This is a genomic window from Pseudomonas reactans (assembly GCF_013385825.1).
GTDB classification, from domain to species: Bacteria; Pseudomonadota; Gammaproteobacteria; order Pseudomonadales; family Pseudomonadaceae; genus Aquipseudomonas; species Aquipseudomonas reactans.
Map to the genome: position 1 here is coordinate 207341 of NZ_JACAPG010000021.1, position 20037 is coordinate 227377.

Sequence of the window (20037 nt, forward strand, 5' to 3'; positions counted from 1 at the left end):
AGCCAGGTTTTTGGCATGGCTCTTTGCTACCTATGTGCTGTCAATCGGCCAAAGTCTTGGTTAAATTGAGCATTGTTCAGCTCAAGACAGTGATCGTCATGACCACGCTTTCACCCATCAGCGCAGCCAATACGCTTATCGCCCGGCCGACGGAAACGCCCGCGACGACACTGGCTCAAAACTTCGAAGTCAGTGCGAAGAGGCCCTCCTCAGTCGTCAATCTGGGCAACGTCGTCTCCGATACGCTTGCCGACACCTATTCCCGTCGCGGGCAATTGCCGGGTCAAGAGACCGTGCGCGCCTGGGAAAGTGACAGCCAGGACGCGCTCAGCAAATCGCTCAACGCCAACTTCAACTCGCAGTCGACGGCCAACCGCTTCAATGGCTTAGGCGCCGGTCTGGTTGCGCAGTTCGCCAAGGACGGGGCAGGGGTTTCCCAGTCGGTGATGTTCGCGAGTGCCGACCGCGCGGCGAACGCAGGTGAAATCAAACTTGATCAGGCTCTGCTGCACACCAAGGCCGACAACCTGATCAGCCTCAGCATCAAGACCGCCAGCGGTAAGACCGTCACCTTCAGCCTCTCGAGCCAGACCGATGGCCTGGGTGTGCAGGCCACGGTAGACGGTGGCACCTTGAGCGATGAGGAGCTCAAGGCGGTCGGCAAACTGGGCAGTGCCTTCCAGTCTGCCGTGGATGGGTTGACCGTAATGCCACCGAAGCTCGACCTGAGCCAATTGACGCAGTTTGATACCAAGCTGCTGGCGTCGGTGGACCTCAATGCCAAGCTCAAATCCCTGGACGGTCAGGACCTGAGCCTGGCCTTCCATGCCGATAGCCAAAGCCGCACCACCCGCATGAGTGGCCCGCTCGGCGAGTTGAACCTGGCCGTCGACCTGAAAAACGCCGCGATCCTCGGCAACGCCAAGCAACAAGCCAAGGCCCTGCAAAGCTACCTCGCTCAATTCGACCGGACACAAGAGCGCGGCAGTGCCAAGCCAGAGCTGATGGCGATGTTCAAAGACGCCTTCAGCGCTATGAACAGCCATTATCCACAGGGCGTTACCCTGCCCGAAGCGTTGACACGCAATTCGACTGACCAAGGCTTGCTGACCGGTTTGGCGGACTTCAAGGCATCTATCAAACAGGCTAGCGAATCGCCTAACCCGATGCGCCCGTCTGAGGTGGACAGCTTCGCCTACGAGGTCTCGCAAGAGACCCGCGTCGGCGGCAACAGCACCTTGGATCGCAGTGTCAGCCAGGACCAGCAGTCGAGCCTCTCCGCGAGTTTCCATAAAGGGCTCAAGGGCGGCAAAGCGCCAGCCCTGGACGGCAACGCAGAGTCGCAGAACTATCGCTACGTGCAAGTGCAGGACAACGCCAGCAGTTCGGCCAGGCTCTCCTACAAGGACGGCCTGCTGGCCAGTGCAACCGTCGATCAAAGTGCCAGCCAGAACACCCGCACGCAGCAGTACGTGATGGGCAAGTTGGTGGAAGACGCCACGGTACCGAAAGAGGCGTCTGTCAAGCGCGACTACCTGGTGTTGCTCGAATATGCGGCCAAGGAAAGCAAGAAGTCCAAGGATGCGCTGGAGGAGTCCACGGTGAAGGAAGCCCTGGCCAACCTGCATGCTTCGGTGCTGTTGCAGGAAGATCCGTCCGCACTGGCACGCTGACACGGCTGTAAAAAAGGCGCCTCCAGTGATGGAGGCGCCTTTTTTTTGCCCGACAGACACACCTGCGCTTACCAGATTAGGCTTTTGAAAGCCTTGGATATTCTGTAGCCTTGCGCAGCTTCACTTTAACCCGTGCTTGATGAACACAATCACTTCGTCCGGCGGCGCCCGAAGGGCTCCAGAGCCGGTGGTACACTCGACTTTCGCGCAACTGCGCCTGCAGGTCTTGCGAACATGACGCAAATTTCCGAACGCCTTCTGGTTCAAGCCCACCTCGACGCCAAACAGCCCAAGGCTCTCAGCGCCGATGAAGAGGCGAGCCTGCGTACCGCCATCGCCGCCGAGCTCAAGGCTCAGGACGCGGTGCTGGTTGCCCACTTCTACTGTGACCCGGTGATTCAGGCCCTGGCCGAAGAAACCGGCGGCTGCGTTTCCGACTCCCTGGAAATGGCCCGCTTCGGCGCCGCCCACCCGGCCAAGACTGTGCTGGTCGCCGGTGTGCGTTTCATGGGTGAGACCGCCAAGATCCTCACCCCCGAAAAACGCATCCTCATGCCGACCTTGGAAGCCACGTGTTCTCTGGACCTGGGTTGCCCGGTGGAGGAATTCTCGGCGTTCTGCGACCAACATCCCGAGCGCACCGTGGTGGTGTACGCCAACACCTCAGCGGCGGTCAAAGCCCGGGCGGATTGGGTGGTGACATCGAGTTGCGCGCTGGAAATCGTCGAAAGCCTGATGGACAACGGCGAGACGATTATCTGGGGGCCGGACAAACACCTGGGCACTTACATCCAGCGCCAGACCGGTGCCGACATGCTGCTGTGGGACGGTGCCTGCATCGTCCACGAAGAGTTCAAGTCCAAGCAGTTGGAAGACATGAAGGCGCTGTACCCGGATGCCGCCATCCTCGTGCACCCTGAGTCGCCGACCTCGGTGATCGAACTGGCGGATGCCGTAGGTTCGACCAGCCAATTGATTGCTGCCGCTCAGCGCCTGCCGAACAAGACCTTCATCGTCGCCACCGACCGCGGCATCTTCTACAAGATGCAGCAGCTGTGCCCGGACAAAGTCTTTGTGGAAGCGCCTACCGCCGGCAACGGCGCTGCGTGCCGCAGTTGCGCGCACTGCCCCTGGATGGCGATGAACACGCTGGAACGCACGCTGCAGTGCCTGCGTGAGGGCAGCAACGAGATCTTCGTCGAGCCGTCGGTGATCCCGCAGGCCGTGCGCCCGCTCAAGCGCATGTTGGACTTCACCCAGGCCGCCCGCTTGAAGCTGGCTGGCAACGCCTGAGTCGCTACTTTTTCTGTTTGGGGATACGAACCAGCTGGCTGTCGGAATAGATGTCATGCCAGCTGCGTTTGCGCTTATCAAACAGCGACCAGATGAACCCCAGCCCCACGCACAACCAAGACGCAATCGACACCACAAAGCGCAACAGCGCCTGCCACAGGCTGATCCGCGAGCCATCGGCGTTCTGCACGCGCACCCCCCACACCTGCATGCCCAGGGTCTGCCCGGAATGGGTCCAGAACTTGGCAAAGAAGCCGAACAGCACAAACAACAGAATCGTCGACAGCAACGGGTCGCCGTCCAGCGCGCCGGACTCGGTGAGGGTGCGCATCTTGGCTTCACCGACAAACGCGATCCAGATCAGCTTGTAGGCGAACGCGGTGACGATCAGCAGGGCAGTGCACAACAGGAAGTCATAGAACATCGCTGCCAGGCGACGGCCCAGGCCAACGGCGGGGAATTCGCCTTGGGGGCTCAGCAGGGGTTTTGACATGGCAGGGCTCTCTGATGAAAAAAGCCATTTTACGAGTAAACGCACATAAAAAAGCCCCTGATGTCACCATCAGGGGCTTTTTGTCGCAGGAGGAATCAGCCTTCTGCTTGTACTTCGTCAGCCTGCATGCCTTTTTGGCCTTGCACAGCAACGAACGTCACTTTCTGGCCTTCTTTCAGGCTCTTGAAGCCGTTGCCCTGAATAGCGCGGAAATGCACGAACAGATCCGGACCGCTTTCTGGAGTGATAAAACCAAACCCTTTCTCGTCGTTAAACCACTTGACGGTACCGCTCTGACGTCCACCTTTATCCGACATTTTCTTATTTCCTTGACGCTAAAAATTAATGACAGCCCCTTTCGCATGAAAGAGTACTGGGCTGGATTGCAGGAAAGTAAGACGTCGAACGGGTTGTAGCGCAACTACTTCAGCTACTGCCCAGGTCCAGGTTCAAAGCGACCCATGCAAACACAGTGGACAAACTCTACGCCAACTAATGGAGAAAAAACAAGCCCTGCCAAAAGCCCAGGTTTTGCTTGGGCTTATGACACTTGGGTGAATGATCTGGATCCGACTTATTCGATAGAGTTGATCACTTGTTATAGGTTGACCTCTATAAAAAAGACTATCGGGAGTGCACTGTTTTATGGCGATTGCGTTACAAATTAGTGCGCGTTAACGCAATCGCGTTACTTATAGAAACAGTCAATCAACCGCGGTAGTAACGTTGTGGCACAAATGGCATTTTACTTACACGAAGTGGCACCTTTTTCCCACGTACCAACGCAGAGACTTCGGTATCCAGTGCGATGAAGGCGCTGTCCAGGTAACCCATGGCCAGCGGGCCGCCCAGGGTCGGACCGAAGCCGCCGCTGCAGACGCTGCCGATCACGGTACCGTCTGCGTCGACGATTTCCGCGCCTTCACGGACGGGCGTGCGCTCTTGTGGCAACAAACCTACTCGTTTGCGGCTCACACCGGTTTGCTGTTGGGTGAAGATGTTGTCCGCACCCGGGAAGCCACCGGCACGCGCACCGTCGGCACGACGGGCCTTGGAGATCGCCCACAGCAGGCTAGCTTCGATCGGTGTGGTGTCGGTGTTCATGTCATGGCCGTACAGGCACAGGCCGGCTTCCAGGCGCAGCGAGTCGCGGGCGCCCAGGCCGATGGCCTGTACTTCGGTCTCGGCCAGCAGGCTGCGCGCGAGGCTTTCGGCATTGGCGGCAGGCACGGAGATCTCGAAGCCGTCTTCGCCGGTGTAGCCGGAACGGCTGACATAACAGTCCACGCCCAGCAGGCGCAGCGTGGCGAACTGCATGAAGGTCATCTTGGTGACTTCCGGTGCCAGGCGCGCCAGCACCTTCACCGCTGCCGGGCCTTGCAGGGCTAGCAGGGCGCGCTCTTCAAACAGTGGCTCGATGGTGCATTGGTCACCGATATGTTGGCGCAGGTGTGCCAGGTCCTGGTCCTTGCAGGCGGCGTTGACCACCAGGAACAGTTCGTCGTTACCCAGGTTGGCCACCATCAGGTCATCGAGAATGCCGCCCTGGTCGTTGGTGAACATCGCGTAGCGCTGCATGCCCACCGGCAGGTCGATGATGTCGACCGGCACCAGGGTTTCCAGGGCCTTGGCGGCATTGGCGCCGGTGAGGCGGATCTGGCCCATGTGGGACACGTCGAACAGCCCGGCCTGATCACGGGTGTGCTGGTGTTCCTTCATCACGCCCAGCGGGTATTGCACCGGCATGTCGTAGCCGGCGAAGGGCACCATGCGTGCGCCCAGCTCGATGTGCAGGGCGTGCAGAGGGGTTTTCAACAGGGTTTCGGTGGACATATTCAGCTCCTGAAAAACGTGCTGGCGCGCCTTGGGCGTCAGCACTCGATAATGTTGACCGCCAAACCGCCACGGGCGGTTTCCTTGTATTTGCTTTTCATGTCAGCGCCGGTCTGGCGCATGGTGCGGATGACCTTGTCGAGGGACACGAAGTGCTGCCCATCGCCGCGCAAGGCCATGCGTACCGCATTGATCGCCTTGACCGAGCCCATCGCATTGCGCTCGATACAGGGCACCTGCACCAGCCCGCCAATCGGGTCGCAGGTCAGGCCCAGGTTGTGTTCCATGCCGATCTCAGCGGCGTTTTCCACCTGGGAAACGCTGCCGCCCAAGACTTCGCACAACGCCCCGGCCGCCATGGAGCAAGCCACGCCGACCTCACCCTGGCAGCCGACTTCGGCGCCGGAGATCGACGCGTTTTCCTTGTACAGAATGCCGATAGCAGCGGCAGTGAGCAGAAAGCGCACCACGCCATCTTCGTTCGCGCCGGGGATAAAACGCATGTAGTAATGCAACACCGCCGGTACGATCCCGGCCGCGCCGTTGGTGGGCGCCGTGACCACGCGGCCGCCGTTGGCGTTTTCTTCGTTGACGGCCAGGGCGTACAAGTTGACCCAATCCAGCACTGACAGCGGATCACGCAGCGCCGACTCCGGGTGTTTGCACAGTTGGCGATGCAGGGCTGCGGCGCGACGCTTGACCTTCAAACCACCGGGCAGAATCCCTTCGTTACGACAACCTGCGTCCACACAGTCCTGCATCACCTGCCAGATTTTCAGCAGCCCGGCGCGGGTTTCCGCTTCAGGGCGCCAAGCGCTTTCGTTGGTCATCATGACCTGGCTGATGGACAACCCGTAGGTGGTGCAATGGCCGAGAAGGTCTTTGGCATGCTTGAAAGGAAAGGTCAGCGGTGTGGCGTCTTCGACAATCCGGTCGGCGCCGGCAGCGTCTTCATCCACCACAAACCCACCACCGACCGAATAATACTCGCGGCTGCGGATCTGGATATTGGCCGCGTCGAAGGCGCGGAAAATCATGCCGTTGGGATGGTAGGCGAGGGGTTTTCGAATCATCGCCAGGTGTTCTTTCTCGTTGAACGCAATGCTGTGTTCCCCGAGCAAATTCAGGCGCCCGTCCTTGCGCATCTGCGCCAAGCGGGTGGCCACGGTTTCGGTATTCACGGTGTCCGGGTGTTCGCCTTCCAGACCCAGTAGCACGGCTTTGTCGCTGCCGTGGCCTTTGCCGGTGGCGCCCAGCGATCCGTAGAGTTCCACCTTGATGCCGGTGGTGGCGCTCAGCAGGTTGTCACGCTTGAGGCCCTCGACGAATCGGGCGGCAGCGCGCATCGGGCCGACGGTGTGGGAACTGGAGGGGCCGATGCCAATCTTGAACAGGTCGAACACGCTTAAAGACATGAGTTGTTCTCCGGTTTCTTATTATTGGATACCTGAACCTCTGTAGGAGCGAGCTTGCTCGCGAAGAACCCACAGGCACCGCGTTCCTTCAGGATGGTCGCGGGGGGCCTCAGGTTTTTCGCGAGCGAGCTCGCTCCTACAAGGTTATGCGTAACTCTCGATCGACGGGCACGCACACACCAGGTTGCGATCACCAAACACGTTATCCACCCGCCCAACCGGCGGCCAGTACTTGCCTTCGATCAACGACGGCACCGGGTACACCGCCTGCTCGCGGGTGTACGGGTGGGTCCACTCACTCACCAATTCAGCGGCGGTGTGCGGCGCGTTTTTCAGTGGGTTGTCGTCCTTGTCCAAGGTGCCGTTTTCCACCGCACGGATTTCTTCGCGGATGGCGATCATGGCGTTGCAGAAGCGGTCCAGTTCTTCCTTGGATTCACTTTCGGTCGGCTCGATCATCAAGGTGCCAGCCACCGGGAACGACATGGTCGGCGCATGGAAGCCGAAGTCGATCAGGCGCTTGGCCACGTCGTCTACGCTGATGCCGCTGCTGTCCTTCAGTGGGCGCAGGTCGAGGATGCACTCATGTGCAACCAGGCCGTTGCTGCCGGTGTAGAGCACGGGGTAGTGCTCTTCCAGGCGACGGGAGATGTAGTTGGCATTCAGGATCGCCAGCTGCGAAGCGCGCTTGAGGCCTGCGCCGCCCATCATGCTGATGTACATCCAGGTGATCGGCAAAATGCTTGCGCTGCCGAATGGCGCCGCACACACCGCGCCTTCCTTGCGCTCCATGGCCGCGTGGCCGGGCAGGAACGGCGTGAGGTGCGACTTGACGCCAATCGGGCCAACACCCGGGCCGCCACCGCCGTGAGGGATGCAGAAGGTCTTGTGCAGGTTCAGGTGGGACACGTCGCCGCCGAACTTGCCCGGTGCGCACAGGCCGACCATGGCGTTCATGTTGGCGCCGTCGATGTACACCTGGCCGCCGTTGTCGTGAATGATGCCGCAGATTTCGCGGATACCTTCTTCGAACACGCCGTGGGTGGACGGGTAGGTGATCATCAGCGCGGCGAGGTGCTCGCGGTGCTCGATGGCCTTGGCGCGCAGGTCTTCGATGTCGACGTTGCCGCGTGCATCGCAGGCGGTGACGACCACGCGCATGCCTGCCATGTTGGCGGTGGCCGGGTTGGTGCCGTGGGCGGACGAGGGAATCAGGCAAATGTCGCGGCGCTCATCGCCACGGCTCTGGTGATAGGCACGAATAGCCAGCAAGCCTGCGTATTCGCCTTGGGAACCGGCGTTTGGCTGCAGGGAGATCGCGTCGTAACCCGTCGCCGCGCAGAGCATGGCTTCCAGGTCGCTGGTCAGCTCCAGGTAGCCGGCACTTTGTTCGGCCGGGGCGAACGGGTGCAAGGCGCCGAATTCGGCCCAGGTCACCGGGATCATTTCACTGGCGGCGTTGAGCTTCATGGTGCACGAGCCCAGCGGGATCATGGTGCGGTCCAGCGCGAGGTCCTTGTCGGCCAGTTTGCGCAGGTAGCGCATCAGCTCGGTTTCGGAGTGATAACGGTTGAACACCGGATGGCTGAGGACTGGCGACTGGCGCAGCAGGGCGGCTGGCAGCGTGCTTTCCGTCTGGGCGAAAGCGGGAAGGGCCTTGCCGTCGGCAAAGATCGCCCACAGGGTTTCGATATCGGCCTGGGTGGTGGTTTCGTCCACCGACACACCCACACGCTCGCCATCCACCACACGCAGGTTGATGCGCTGGGTGCGCGCCTTGTCGTGCAGCGCGGCAGTGTTGGTGCCGGTGTTGAGGGTGATGGTGTCGAAGAAGTTTTCCTGCTCGACCTTCAGGCCCAGGGCGCTCAGGCCCTTGGCCAGGATCGCGGTCAGCTGGTGCACACGCTGGGCAATCTGGGTCAGGCCTTTGGGACCGTGGTACACGGCGTACATGCTGGCGATGTTCGCCAGCAGCACCTGGGCGGTGCAGATGTTCGACGTGGCTTTCTCGCGGCGGATATGTTGCTCGCGGGTCTGCATGGCCAGGCGCAGGGCTGGCTTGCCGAAACGGTCCACGGACACACCGACCAGACGGCCCGGCATGTCGCGCTTGAACGCGTCCTTGGTAGAGAAATACGCCGCGTGCGGGCCACCGAAGCCCAGCGGCACGCCGAAGCGTTGCGCGCTGCCGATGGCCACGTCGGCGCCGAACTCACCCGGCGGGGCCAGCAGGGTCAGGGCCAGCAGGTCGGCGGCCACGGCCACCAAGGCATTGGCGGCATGGAAGCGCTCGGTCAGTGCGCGGTAGTCGAACACGTCACCGTTGCTGGCCGGGTACTGCAGCAGGGCACCGAAGAACGGGCTGACGTCGGTCAGTTCGCGCTCATCGCCCACCACCACGTCGATGCCCAGCGGCTCGGCACGGGTGCGCAATACATCGAGGGTTTGCGGGTGGCTGTGGATCGAGGCGAAGAAGGCATTGCTGCCCTTGTTCTTGCTCAGGCGCTTGCAGAAGGTCATGGCTTCGGCGGCTGCGGTGGCTTCGTCGAGCAAGGATGCGTTGGCGATCGGCAGGCCGGTGAGGTCGCTGATCAGGGTCTGAAAATTCAGCAGCGCTTCCAGGCGGCCCTGGGAAATCTCGGGTTGGTACGGGGTGTAGGCGGTGTACCAGGCCGGGTTTTCCAGCAAGTTGCGCAGGATCGGCGACGGCGTGTGGCAGTTGTAGTAGCCCTGGCCGATGTAGGTCTTGAACAGTTGGTTCTTGCCGGCGATGGCCTTGATCTTGGCCAGTGCGTCGGCTTCGCTCAGGCCGTCTTCCAGGCCGAGCACGCTGGTGCCCTTGATGCTTTCCGGGATCACGCTGGCGCTCAGCGCTTCCAGGGAGTCGAAGCCCAGGCTGGCGAGCATCTGCTGCTCATCTTCCTGGCGCGGGCCGATGTGGCGGGCGATGAATTCGTTGGCGGTGGTGATGTTAACGGTCATTGCGCGCTCCTCAAGCTTCAGCGTTGGCTTTGATCAGGCGGTCGTACGCGTCCTGATCCAACAGTTTAGCGACCGCACCGGCATCGGCCGGTTTAAAGCGGAAGAACCAACCTTCGCCCATCGGGTCTTCGTTGACCAGCTCCGGGCTGCCATCCAATTTGTCGTTCACTTCAAGGACTTCACCGTCCAAAGGCATGTACACGCCGCTGGCCGCTTTGACCGACTCAACGGTGGACGCCTCGGCGCCCTTGTCATAGGCCTGCAACTCCGGCAGTTGCACGAAAACCACATCACCCAGCGCGTTCTGCGCGAAAGCGGTGATACCCACGGTGACGCTGCCGTCGGCTTCGGCGCGCAGCCATTCGTGATCTTCAGTGAAACGCAACTCGCTCATGGAAACTCCTCAGGGCCAGATTCGTCTGGTGGACGGGATTGGAATAATGGGGAGTTGCTTAGCAATATCGCGGCCAAGGTTGTTAAGTCTTTATAAATCAACGAGTTAAATAAAACGGTTATGAGGATGCGCCGATTGGCTGTAGCGATTTCGCTACACTCGAGTGCCTGAAAAAAAGCCTATGTGGATCAAAGCCTTGCATGGCGCGCAAAATACAGGGTTGTATCGATATCGTTACGCTGTAGCGCTTTCAGTACAGCCGATGTCGTTCTCAGACCAAATTTGCGCTGCATCCCTTGTAGGAGTCCGGCTTGCCGGCGATGGCGATCTCACAGGCGTCATCGCCGGCAAGCCGGGCTCCTACAAGGACATGCGTATAGTCAGGGTTTATTGGTGGGAATGCCGTACTTGCGCAGACGATGGGCAATCGCCGTGTGCGAGGTCTGCAACCGGCTGGCCAGTTGGCGGGTCGAGGGGTAGCTGGTGTATAGCGTTTCCAGCAGATTACGCTCGAAGTCTTCCACCGCCTGTTCCAGGCTGTCGATTTCACCGTCGCTCTGGCGCGCCACTGACGTGCCGGCGATGTCCAGGTCGCCAATGTCCACGAGGCTGCTTTCGCAGATGGCAGCGGCGCGGAAGATCACGTTCTGCAATTGGCGTACGTTACCCGGCCAGCGGTTGCCGAGCAGCGCTGGGTACGTGCCGGGTGCCAGGCGGCACACCGGGCGCTGGATCTGCGCGCAGGCCTGTTGCATGAAGTAGCGGGCCAGCAACAGGATGTCCTGGCCGCGTGCGCGCAACGGCGGTACTTCGACGTTGAGCACGTTGAGGCGATAGAACAAGTCTTCGCGAAAGGTGCCTTCGCTGACCATTTTTTCCAGGTCGCGGTGGGTGGCGCTGAGGATGCGCACATTGACCTTCACTTCACGGTCGCCGCCGACGCGCCGGAAGCTGCCGTCGTTGAGAAACCGCAGCAGCTTGGCCTGCAAGTACGGCGACATTTCACCGATCTCATCCAGAAACACCGTGCCCTGGTTGGCCAACTCCATCAGCCCCGGCTTGCCACCGCGTTGGGCGCCGGTAAAGGCGCCTGGTGCATAACCGAACAACTCGCTTTCCGCGAGGTTTTCCGGCAGTGCCGCGCAGTTCAACGCCAGAAAGGGCGCACTGTGGCGCGCGCTGATCGCATGGCAGGCACGCGCCACCAGCTCTTTGCCGGTGCCGGTTTCGCCCTGGATCAACAACGGTGCGTCCAACGCCGCCACCCGCTGCGCGCGGGCCTTGAGCGTGCGGATGACCGGGGATTCACCGAGCAGTGCATCAAAGCCTTCGGCGTGGTCATGGTGCAGCGCCGACAGTTGTTCGCCGATGCGATTGGGTTGGTAGAGGGTGAGCAAGGCGCCGGCGTCAGTGATCGGCGTGGCGTCCAGCAGCAGGGTCTGGCCGTTGACGCTGATCTCCCGCAGGGGCAGGCGAAAGCCATGTTCCAGCAGGGTGTCGAGCAGCGCCGGGTCATTGAACAGCTCGCTGATGCTTTCGCCGGCTGGCTCACGCCCATACAGGGCGATGAGCGCCGGGTTGGCCAGCAGGATCTTGCCCGCGCTGTCCAGCGCCAGCACCGGGTCGGTCATGGCGGCCAACAGGGCGTCGAGTTGCAGGTGGCGGCGTTGGCCGGGAAGGATATCCACCACGGTCACCGCTTGCACGCCCTGCACGCTGAACAGTGCGTCGCGCAGTTCTTCGAGCACGTCGGCGCTCAGGGTCGGCGCGTCGATGTAGACGTTGGGCGGCACCATTTCTACCGCATCCAGGTTGAGATTGCGCCCACCGAGCAGGGCCAGGACTTCCTGGGTAATGCCGACGCGGTCGATGAAGCTGACGTGGATACGCATGGGGCGCTAACAATTCTGAGGAGCGAGAGGCGGCAAGTATGCCAGAGGTGAAAACTGTAGGAGCGAGCTTGCTCGCGAAAAACGTCAACGATAACGCGGGTTGCTTGAATGCACGCGTTGATCTTGCGTTCTTCGCGAGCAAGCTCGCTCCTACAGGGGGGCGGTTATTCCAGGTGCTCGGGTTTTACCGGGTCCCCAGGTTTCACATCCAACTGATGCCGCACATCCTCGAACATCAGGTCGTACTGCTTGTGCATCGAGCCGTTCAGCACGGCAATTTTCGGCATGCCGTATTTCTGCGCGATGTTCATCGCATGCCGGGCAAAGTCGAACGCCTGGTCCTTGGGCAGGAAGAACTCTTCCTTGAGGTCCTTGCCCTGCACCGAGCCATGCAGCTTGAACAGCATCCCCTTGCCTTCCTTGGGATCCTGGCTGACTTCGTAGTCGATGCACAGGTTGTAGCTGTAGTCATCCTTGTTCAGCGCGTGGCGTTCAACGTGCAAGTGACCCGGTTCAAAGGTGGCCATAGGCGTCTCTCCTCTACTTCACAGATAGGTGATGCCAGGTTTCGCCGTGCTGATGCGCGTACCGGCGCTGCCCTGGACGATGGCTTCGATGTCCGAGAGTGAACCGATGACGGCGGTTTTGCCAGTCTGGCGGGCGAACTCGCAGGCGGCTTGTACCTTGGGCCCCATGGAACCGGCGGCGAAGCCGAGTTTTTCCATTTCGTCGGGGTGGGCCTGGCCGATGGCCTTCTGGGTCGGTTTGCCGAAGTCGATAAAAGCCGCGTTGACGTCGGTGGCGATCACCAGCAGGTCGGCGTCCAACTGCGAGGCCAGCAGCGACGAGCACAGGTCCTTGTCGATCACCGCTTCGATGCCCTTGAGCTTGCCGTCCTCACCGTACATCGTAGGAATGCCGCCGCCACCCGCGCAGATCACGATGCTGCTTTTTTCCAGCAGCCACTTGATCGGGCGGATTTCAAAGATGCGTTTTGGGCGAGGGCTGGCGACCACGCGACGGTACTTGTCGCCATCCGGTGCAATGGCCCAGCCTTTTTCGGCGGCGAGTTTCTCCGCTTCCGCCTTGGAATACACCGGGCCGATAGGCTTGGTCGGATTCTTGAAAGCCGGGTCCTTGGCGTCCACTTCGACCTGGGTGAGCAGGGTGGCGAAGGGGACTTCGAAGTCCAGCAGGTTGCCCAGTTCCTGTTCGATGATGTAGCCGATCATGCCTTCGGTCTCGGCGCCGAGCACGTCCAGCGGGTACGGCGAGACCTGGGTGTAGGCCGCAGCCTGCAATGAGAGCAGGCCGACCTGCGGGCCATTGCCGTGGGCGATCACCAGTTCGTTGCCGGGGTGGATCTTGGCGATCTGTTCGGTGGCGATCCGGATATTGGCGCGTTGGTTGTCCGCCGTCATGGGTTCACCACGGCGGAGCAGGGCGTTACCGCCCAGTGCAACGACGATACGCATAGCGTCTGTCCTTTTTCAAAGCAGCGGGGGAGCGGGCTCCCCCGAAGAAAGGGTTACAAATCGGCCAGGGTCGACACTAGGATCGCCTTGATGGTGTGCATGCGGTTTTCCGCTTGCTCGAAGGCGATGCAGGCCGGCGACTCGAACACGTCGTCTGTCACTTCAATGCCATTGGCCAGGTGCGGATACTGCTCGGCAATCTGCTTGCCGACCTTGGTATCACTGTTGTGGAACGCCGGCAGGCAGTGCATGAACTTGGTGCGCGGGTTGCCGGTGGCTTTCATCAGCTCGGCGTTCACTTGGTACGGCAGCAGTTGCTCAATACGCTCGGCCCAGGCTTCCACCGGTTCACCCATCGACACCCACACGTCGGTATGGATGAAGTCCACACCTTTGACCGCGGCTTTCGGGTCCTCGGTGAGGGTGATGCGCGCGCCGCTTTCTTCCGCGTATTTTTTGCAGCGGCCGACCAAGTCATCGTGAGGCCACAGGGCTTTCGGCGCGCAGATGCGCACGTCCATGCCGAGCTTGGCGCCCACCAGCAGCAGCGAGTTGCCCATGTTGTTGCGGGCATCGCCCAGGTAGGCGTAGCTGATCTCGTGGATCGGCTTGTCGGCGTGTTCACGCATGGTCAGCACGTCGGCGATCATCTGGGTCGGGTGATATTCATCGGTCAGGCCGTTGAACACCGGCACGCCGGCGAACTTGGCCAGCTCTTCAACGATCTCCTGCTTGAAGCCACGGTATTCGATGGCGTCATACATGCGCCCGAGTACGCGGGCGGTGTCCTTCATGCTTTCCTTGTGGCCGATCTGCGAGGAGCCCGGGTCGATGTAGGTGACGTTGGCGCCTTGGTCATAAGCGGCCACTTCGAAGGCGCAGCGCGTGCGAGTGGAGGTTTTTTCGAAGATCAGCGCGATGTTGTTGCCTTTGAGGTGTTGCTGTTCGGTACCGGTGTACTTGGCGCGCTTGAGGTCGCGGGACAGGTCCAGCAGGTAGCGCAGCTCGCGCGGGGTGTGGTGTTCCAGGCTGAGCAGGCTGCGGTTGTGAATGTTGAACGCCATGATGATTCTCCTTGGATTCGGTGATCTGCCTGGCCAGCGTCTGATGAAAGCCGGCCTAGGGATGGTCGCTTAGTAGTCGATAGGGTCGCGGATGATCGGGCAGGTCATGCAGTGGCCGCCGCCACGGCCACGGCCCAGTTCACCGGCACTGATAGTGATGACTTCCACACCGGCCTTGCGCAGCAAGGTGTTGGTGTAGGTGTTGCGGTCGTAACCGATCACCACGCCTGGCTCCACGGCCACCACGTTGTTGCCGTCGTCCCACTGTTCGCGTTCAGCGGCGAAGCTGTTGCCGCCGGTCTCGACGACGCGCAGGGCCTTGAGGCCGAGGGCCGCGGCGACGGTGTCGAGGAAGTTGGTTTTCTCGCGTTGGATATCGATGCCGTGGGGCTTGCTCTCGTCAGGGCGCAGGGTGAAGGCGACGATCTGGTTGACCACTTCGGGGAAGATGGTGACCAGGTCGCGGTCGCAGAAGCTGAACACGGTGTCCAAGTGCATCGCGGCGCGGGATTTGGGCAGGCCGGCCACGATGACTTTTTCCACTGCCTTGTTCTTGAACAGGTTACGCGCCAGTTGGCCGATCGCCTGGTGGGACGAACGCTCGCCCATGCCGATCAGGACTACGCCGTTGCCGATCGGCATCACGTCGCCGCCTTCGAGGGTGGACGCGCCGTGTTCTTGATCCGGGTCGCCGTACCAGATCTGGAAGTCGGCGTTGGTGAACTCCGGGTGGAACTTGTAGATGGCGGTGGTCAGCAGGGTTTCCTGACGTCGCGCCGGCCAGTACATCGGGTTCAGCGTCACGCCGCCGTAGATCCAGCAGGTGGTGTCACGGGTGAACTGAGTGTTGGGCAGCGGCGGCAGGATGAAGCTGGAATGCCCGAGGAAGTCGCGGAACATCTCGATGGTCTTGCCACCGAAGCTGCTCGGCAGGTCATCGGCGGACACGCCACCAATCATGAATTCACTGATTTTGCGCGGCTCCAGGCTGCGCAGCCAGGAGCTGACTTCATCCACCAGGCCCAAGCCGACGGTGTTGGCGGTGATCTTGCGCTCCAGGATCCAGTCCAGCGCTTCGGGGATGGCGACGATATCGGTCAGCAGGTTGTGCATTTCCAGCACATCAATATCCCGCTCGCGCATCTTGGTCACAAAGTCGAAATGGTCGCGCTTGGCCTGGGCCACCCACAGCACGTCATCGAACAGCAGTTCATCGCAGTTGTTGGGGGTTAGCCGCTGGTGGGCCAAGCCTGGGGAGCACACCATGACTTTGCGCAGTTTGCCGGCTTCGGAATGTACGCCGTACTTCACTTTTTCCGTGGTCATTACAGATCCTCCAGTGAACAAAAGATTCAGGTGTTACAGGGTCAGGAAGCCGTCGTAGAGCCCATAGGCCGCCACCAGGGCGCCAATGACCACTGCGGCGAAAATCAGCTTCTCGACGTTGGTGAAAATCGGTTTGCCCAGTTCACGCTTGGCCTTGGCGAACAGAATCGCGCCGGGCGCATAGAGCAGGGCGGAGAGCAGCAGGTATTTGGTGCCGCCGGCATACAGCAGCCAGATCGCGTAGATCAGGGCGATGGCGCCGATGAACAGGTCTTTCTTGCGCTCTTTCAGCGCGTTTTCGTAGGTCTCGCCACGCACCGCCAGCAGCAGGGCGTAGGCCGCCGACCACAGGTAAGGCACCAGGATCATCGAGGTGGCGAGGTAGATCAGCGACAGGTAAGTGCTGGCGGAAAACAGCGTGATCACCAGGAACAGCTGCACCATGGCGTTGGTCAGCCACAGGGCGTTGACCGGCACATGGTTGGCATTCTCCTTGCGCAGGAACTCCGGCATGGTGTGGTCCTTGGCGGCGGCGAACATGATCTCCGCACACAGCAGCACCCACGACAGCAGCGCCCCCAGCAGCGAGATGATCAGGCCGACGCTGATCAGCACCGCGCCCCAGTGGCCCACCACATGCTCCAGCACGGCGGCCATCGATGGGTTTTGCAGCTTGGCCAGTTCCGGTTGGGTCATGATGCCCAGGGACAGCACGTTCACCAGCATCAGGAACAGCAGCACGGTGATAAAGCCGATGACGGTGGCCTTGCCCACGTCGGAGCGTTTTTCCGCACGGGACGAGAAGATGCTCGCGCCTTCGATGCCGATGAACACCCAGACGGTGACCAGCATCATGTTGCGCACTTGGTTCATCACACTGCCCAGGTCGGGGTTTTTCACACCCCAGATGTCAGCGGTGAAGATCTCCAGCTTGAACGCAAACAGTGCGATCAACACGAACAGCACCAGCGGCACGACCTTGGCGACTGTGGTCACCAGGTTGATGAACGCCGCTTCCTTGATGCCGCGCAGGACTAGGAAATGTACGGCCCACAGCAGCACTGAGGCACCGATTACTGCAGCAGGGGTATTGCCCTCTCCAAATAGCGGGAAGAAATAACCGAGGGTGCTGAACAACAGTACGAAGTACCCCACGTTGCCCAGCCAGGCGCTGATCCAGTAACCCCAGGCGGACGAGAAACCCATGTAGTCGCCGAAACCGGCCTTGGCGTAGGCGTAGACCCCGCCGTCGAGGTCGGGCTTACGGTTGGCGAGGGTCTGGAACACAAATGCGAGGGTCAACATGCCGATGGCGGTAATCACCCAACCAATCAACACCGCGCCGACATCGGCGCTGGCGGCCATGTTCTGCGGCAGTGAGAAGATCCCGCCGCCGATCATCGAGCCCACGACAAGTGCAACCAGTGCGCCGAGTCGAAGTTTTCCGGGAGATTCAGACATTGCATAACTCCAATGCAGGAGAAGAGAGACCACAGAATAATTCCGTGCGCTATTCAAACAGCTGACTCAGATCACTTCATTGGCACATTCCATTGTGAATTAATGACTTAGGCTGGAAACTCGTGGGCGATATAAATCCTCGGAGAGGTGCTTTGCAGAGCGCTTCTCTCGCTTTATGGTTAATCTATTAGTCAGGTCCGTGGACGTTTGAAGCTAGACCGTATTTCCAGATGTGCAAACTTTTTGAACAATGTTTCACCAAAGCGCTATAAGCGTTAGTGTGATGTGTTATTTAAATTCTAAATAAGCCTAAACGTGAATATTTGACAGGTCATTACGTTATGAGCGTGTCGGTTTTATCGCCTTCTCTAATAAACGCTACACTCGCTGAGTTAATTAGTTGAGTGCACGGTCGTCAGCTCAAACGGTTATTGCTCAGGAGTGTTCATGTCCCAACCGGTCCAGAAACTTCGACTCAGCGCCCTGATCGCCCTGGTGGTGGGCTCGATGATCGGCGGTGGGATCTTTTCCTTGCCGCAGAACATGGCCGCCCGCGCTGAGGTGGGGGCGGTGCTGATCGGTTGGGCAATCACCGCGGTTGGCATGCTGACCTTGGCGTTTGTGTTCCAGAGCTTGGCCAATCGCAAACCCGAGCTGGACTCGGGGGTGTACGCCTACGCCAAGGCGGGTTTCGGCGACTACATGGGGTTTTCATCGGCTTGGGGCTACTGGATCAGCGCCTGGATGGGCAACGTTGGTTACTTCGTGTTGCTGTTTAGTACCCTCGGCTACTTTTTTCCGGTGTTCGGCCAGGGCAACACACCTGTTGCCATCGGCTGTGCGTCGCTGCTGCTGTGGGCCGTGCATTTCCTGGTGATGCGCGGGATCAAGGAGGCGGCGTTCATCAACCAGATCACCACCGTGGCCAAGATCGTGCCGTTGCTGATGTTCATCGTGATCGCCGCCGTGGCGTTCAAGGCGGATATCTTCACCCGCGATATCTGGGGCCTGGGCAACCCGAAGATCGGCAGCGTGGTGGACCAGGTGCGCAACATGATGCTGGTCACCGTGTTTGTGTTTATCGGCATCGAAGGCGCCAGTGTCTACTCGGCGCGGGCCGAGAAACGCTCGGATGTGGGCCGCGCCACGGTGATTGGCTTCCTGGGGGTGCTGGCGTTGCTGGTGCTGGTTAACGTGCTGTCCCTGGGGATCATGAGCCAGCCGGAATTGGCGCAATTGCAAAACCCGTCCCTGGCGGGTGTGTTGGAACATATCGTCGGCCCCTGGGGGGCGATGGCGATCAGCATCGGCCTCGCGGTGTCGCTGCTCGGCGCCTTGTTGTCGTGGGCGCTGCTCTGCGCGGAAATCCTCTACGCCACCGCCCAGGACAAGACCATGCCGGCCTTCCTGAAAAAGGAAAACGTCAACCAGGTGCCGGTCAATGCGCTGTGGCTGACCAATGTGATGATCCAGCTGTTCCTGGTGATCACGCTGTTTTCCCACAGCACCTACACCACCCTGATTTACCTGGCTTCCTCGATGATCCTGGTGCCCTACCTGTGGTCGGCCGCCTATGCGGTGCTGCTGAGCGGGCGCGGCGAGACCTATGAAGGTGCCCACGGCCAGCGCATGAAGGACCTGCTGGTCGGCCTGATTGCCCTCGGCTACGCGGTGTGGCTGCTCTACGCCGGGGGCTTGAAATACCTGCTGCTGTCGGCGTTGTTGTATGCGCCGGGCGTGATCCTGTTTGCCCTCGCCAAGCGTGAGCAGGGCCAGCCCTTGTTTACCCACATGGAAAAAGGCATTTTCAGCTGCGTGATCGCCGGCGCGGGGTTGGCGGCGTATGGCTTGTACAGCGGGGTGTTGTCGTTGTGAGACTGGCGTATCAGCCGCCCTACGACTGGGCGGCAATGGTGGGGTTTCTGTCGGCGCGGGCGATCGGCGGGATGGAGACGATCGAGGCGGGGGTGTACCGGCGCAGCATCAGCCTCGGCGGACAGCATGGCTGGATCAGCGTGGCAATTGGGGATGGCGATTGGCTCGACGTGGAGGTGGATTTTCCTGAAGCGGCAGCGTTGCCTGAGATCGAACGGCGCCTGCGCGCTATGTTTGATCTGGACGCCCAACCCCAGTTGATCAACCCGCAACTGGCGACGGACCCATTGATGGCGCAGTTGGTTGCGGCGCGTCCGGGCCTGCGTGTGCCGGGTACCTGGGATGGCCTGGAACTGGCGATTCGGGCGGTGCTGGGCCAGCAAATCACTGTGGTGGCCGCGATTCGTCTGGCGGGCAAGTTGGTGACGCAATACGGTCAGCCACTGGCAACCCCGCACGCCGGTATCACCCATGTATTTCCCACCGCCGAGGTGTTGGCGGCGGCTGACCTGGCGACGCTGGGCATGCCCAAGGCACGTGGGCGGACCTTGTCGGGTGTGGCCCAGGCGTTGCTGGATGATCCCCACTTGTTCGAACCCCAGGCCAACCTCAAGGCCGGTGTGGCGCGGTTGGTGGCGTTACCGGGCATTGGCGACTGGACCGCGCAGTACATCGCCATGCGCCAGATGCGCGAGGTGGATGCGTTTGCGTCGGGGGATATCGGGTTGATCAATGCGTTGGTGGCGTTGGAAGGTGGGCCGGTGAGCCCACGCCAGTTGCTGGCGCGGGCTGAGGCTTGGCGACCGCTCAGGGCGTATGCGGCGCAGCATTTGTGGACGTCGTTGCAGCGGGCGGATTAGG

The 20037-nt window shown here is 60.7% G+C and carries 16 protein-coding genes; 4 read left to right on the forward strand and 12 right to left on the reverse strand.

All coding sequences use genetic code 11. The features are described from left to right. The first annotated feature begins 98 nt into the window (after positions 1-98). Both HX868_RS25590 and nadA read left to right on the forward strand, forming a co-directional pair. Positions 99-1673 (forward strand): lactate dehydrogenase, encoded by a 1575-nt coding sequence (locus tag HX868_RS25590; protein WP_246355588.1) that lies wholly within the window; start codon positions 99-101, stop codon positions 1671-1673. A gap of 234 nt (positions 1674-1907) precedes the next feature. After that, on the forward strand, positions 1908-2966 hold the full coding sequence (gene nadA, locus HX868_RS25595; protein WP_177004768.1) for a quinolinate synthase NadA: 1059 nt from the start codon (positions 1908-1910) through the stop codon (positions 2964-2966). 4 nt (positions 2967-2970) lie between these two features. On the opposite strand, the gene HX868_RS25600 is transcribed toward nadA, so the two are convergent. The 12 genes from HX868_RS25600 to arcD (HX868_RS25655) all read right to left on the reverse strand — a co-directional run bounded on the left by HX868_RS25600 (position 2971) and on the right by arcD (HX868_RS25655) (position 17301). Further along, positions 2971-3459 carry an RDD family protein gene (locus HX868_RS25600; protein WP_177004769.1) on the reverse strand — a complete coding sequence of 163 codons (489 nt, stop codon included), beginning with the start codon at positions 3457-3459 and terminating at the stop codon, positions 2971-2973. A gap of 95 nt (positions 3460-3554) precedes the next feature. Beyond that, entirely contained in the window at positions 3555-3776 is a 222-nt protein-coding gene (locus HX868_RS25605) for a cold-shock protein (RefSeq protein WP_177004770.1), read from the reverse strand. A gap of 391 nt (positions 3777-4167) precedes the next feature. Then, complete coding sequence (gcvT, locus tag HX868_RS25610) at positions 4168-5292, reverse strand: glycine cleavage system aminomethyltransferase GcvT (RefSeq protein ID WP_177004771.1); 1125 nt, start codon at positions 5290-5292, stop codon at positions 4168-4170. A gap of 38 nt (positions 5293-5330) precedes the next feature. After that, positions 5331-6707, reverse strand: coding sequence for an L-serine ammonia-lyase (locus tag HX868_RS25615; protein ID WP_095017430.1), 1377 nt, complete (start codon positions 6705-6707; stop codon positions 5331-5333). 144 nt (positions 6708-6851) lie between these two features. Next, positions 6852-9689, reverse strand: a complete 2838-nt coding sequence (gene gcvP, locus HX868_RS25620) for an aminomethyl-transferring glycine dehydrogenase (protein WP_177004772.1) — start codon at positions 9687-9689, stop codon at positions 6852-6854. 10 nt (positions 9690-9699) lie between these two features. Further along, positions 9700-10083 (reverse strand): glycine cleavage system protein GcvH, encoded by a 384-nt coding sequence (gcvH, locus tag HX868_RS25625; RefSeq protein WP_010208126.1) that lies wholly within the window; start codon positions 10081-10083, stop codon positions 9700-9702. 380 nt (positions 10084-10463) lie between these two features. Further along, the gene (locus HX868_RS25630) at positions 10464-11975 is read right to left on the reverse strand and encodes a sigma-54-dependent transcriptional regulator (RefSeq protein ID WP_177004773.1); all 1512 of its coding nucleotides are present in this window, start codon (positions 11973-11975) and stop codon (positions 10464-10466) included. Between the two features lie 164 nt (positions 11976-12139). Then, on the reverse strand, positions 12140-12502 hold the full coding sequence (locus HX868_RS25635; protein WP_177004774.1) for a DUF5064 family protein: 363 nt from the start codon (positions 12500-12502) through the stop codon (positions 12140-12142). Positions 12503-12520: 18 nt separating this feature from the next. Beyond that, positions 12521-13450, reverse strand: a complete 930-nt coding sequence (arcC, locus tag HX868_RS25640) for a carbamate kinase (RefSeq protein ID WP_177004775.1) — start codon at positions 13448-13450, stop codon at positions 12521-12523. 53 nt (positions 13451-13503) lie between these two features. Further along, complete coding sequence (locus HX868_RS25645) at positions 13504-14514, reverse strand: ornithine carbamoyltransferase (RefSeq protein WP_033896356.1); 1011 nt, start codon at positions 14512-14514, stop codon at positions 13504-13506. 69 nt (positions 14515-14583) lie between these two features. Next, positions 14584-15840, reverse strand: a complete 1257-nt coding sequence (gene arcA / locus HX868_RS25650; RefSeq protein ID WP_177004776.1) for an arginine deiminase — start codon at positions 15838-15840, stop codon at positions 14584-14586. Between the two features lie 33 nt (positions 15841-15873). Continuing rightward, positions 15874-17301: an arginine-ornithine antiporter gene (arcD, locus tag HX868_RS25655; RefSeq protein ID WP_095017423.1), complete on the reverse strand. Its 1428-nt coding sequence runs from the start codon at positions 17299-17301 to the stop codon at positions 15874-15876. A gap of 447 nt (positions 17302-17748) precedes the next feature. Here arcD (HX868_RS25655) and arcD (HX868_RS25660) point away from each other — a divergent pair, with 447 nt between their 5' ends. Both arcD (HX868_RS25660) and HX868_RS25665 read left to right on the forward strand, forming a co-directional pair. Continuing rightward, positions 17749-19176, forward strand: a complete 1428-nt coding sequence (gene arcD / locus HX868_RS25660) for an arginine-ornithine antiporter (protein WP_177004777.1) — start codon at positions 17749-17751, stop codon at positions 19174-19176. Then, complete coding sequence (locus HX868_RS25665) at positions 19173-20036, forward strand: AlkA N-terminal domain-containing protein (RefSeq protein ID WP_177004778.1); 864 nt, start codon at positions 19173-19175, stop codon at positions 20034-20036. Before arcD (HX868_RS25660) ends, HX868_RS25665 begins: the two co-directional genes overlap by 4 nt. Position 20037 lies beyond the last annotated feature (1 nt).

Coding starts and splice junctions, on each gene's coding strand:
- HX868_RS25590 (WP_246355588.1), top strand. CDS start 99: ATGACCACGCTTTCACCCATCAGCGCAGCCAATACGCTTATCGCCCGG.
- nadA (WP_177004768.1), top strand. CDS start 1,908: ATGACGCAAATTTCCGAACGCCTTCTGGTTCAAGCCCACCTCGACGCC.
- HX868_RS25600 (WP_177004769.1), bottom strand. CDS start 3,459: ATGTCAAAACCCCTGCTGAGCCCCCAAGGCGAATTCCCCGCCGTTGGC.
- HX868_RS25605 (WP_177004770.1), bottom strand. CDS start 3,776: ATGTCGGATAAAGGTGGACGTCAGAGCGGTACCGTCAAGTGGTTTAAC.
- gcvT (WP_177004771.1), bottom strand. CDS start 5,292: ATGTCCACCGAAACCCTGTTGAAAACCCCTCTGCACGCCCTGCACATC.
- HX868_RS25615 (WP_095017430.1), bottom strand. CDS start 6,707: ATGTCTTTAAGCGTGTTCGACCTGTTCAAGATTGGCATCGGCCCCTCC.
- gcvP (WP_177004772.1), bottom strand. CDS start 9,689: ATGACCGTTAACATCACCACCGCCAACGAATTCATCGCCCGCCACATC.
- gcvH (WP_010208126.1), bottom strand. CDS start 10,083: ATGAGCGAGTTGCGTTTCACTGAAGATCACGAATGGCTGCGCGCCGAA.
- HX868_RS25630 (WP_177004773.1), bottom strand. CDS start 11,975: ATGCGTATCCACGTCAGCTTCATCGACCGCGTCGGCATTACCCAGGAA.
- HX868_RS25635 (WP_177004774.1), bottom strand. CDS start 12,502: ATGGCCACCTTTGAACCGGGTCACTTGCACGTTGAACGCCACGCGCTG.
- arcC (WP_177004775.1), bottom strand. CDS start 13,450: ATGCGTATCGTCGTTGCACTGGGCGGTAACGCCCTGCTCCGCCGTGGT.
- HX868_RS25645 (WP_033896356.1), bottom strand. CDS start 14,514: ATGGCGTTCAACATTCACAACCGCAGCCTGCTCAGCCTGGAACACCAC.
- arcA (WP_177004776.1), bottom strand. CDS start 15,840: ATGACCACGGAAAAAGTGAAGTACGGCGTACATTCCGAAGCCGGCAAA.
- arcD (WP_095017423.1), bottom strand. CDS start 17,301: ATGTCTGAATCTCCCGGAAAACTTCGACTCGGCGCACTGGTTGCACTT.
- arcD (WP_177004777.1), top strand. CDS start 17,749: ATGTCCCAACCGGTCCAGAAACTTCGACTCAGCGCCCTGATCGCCCTG.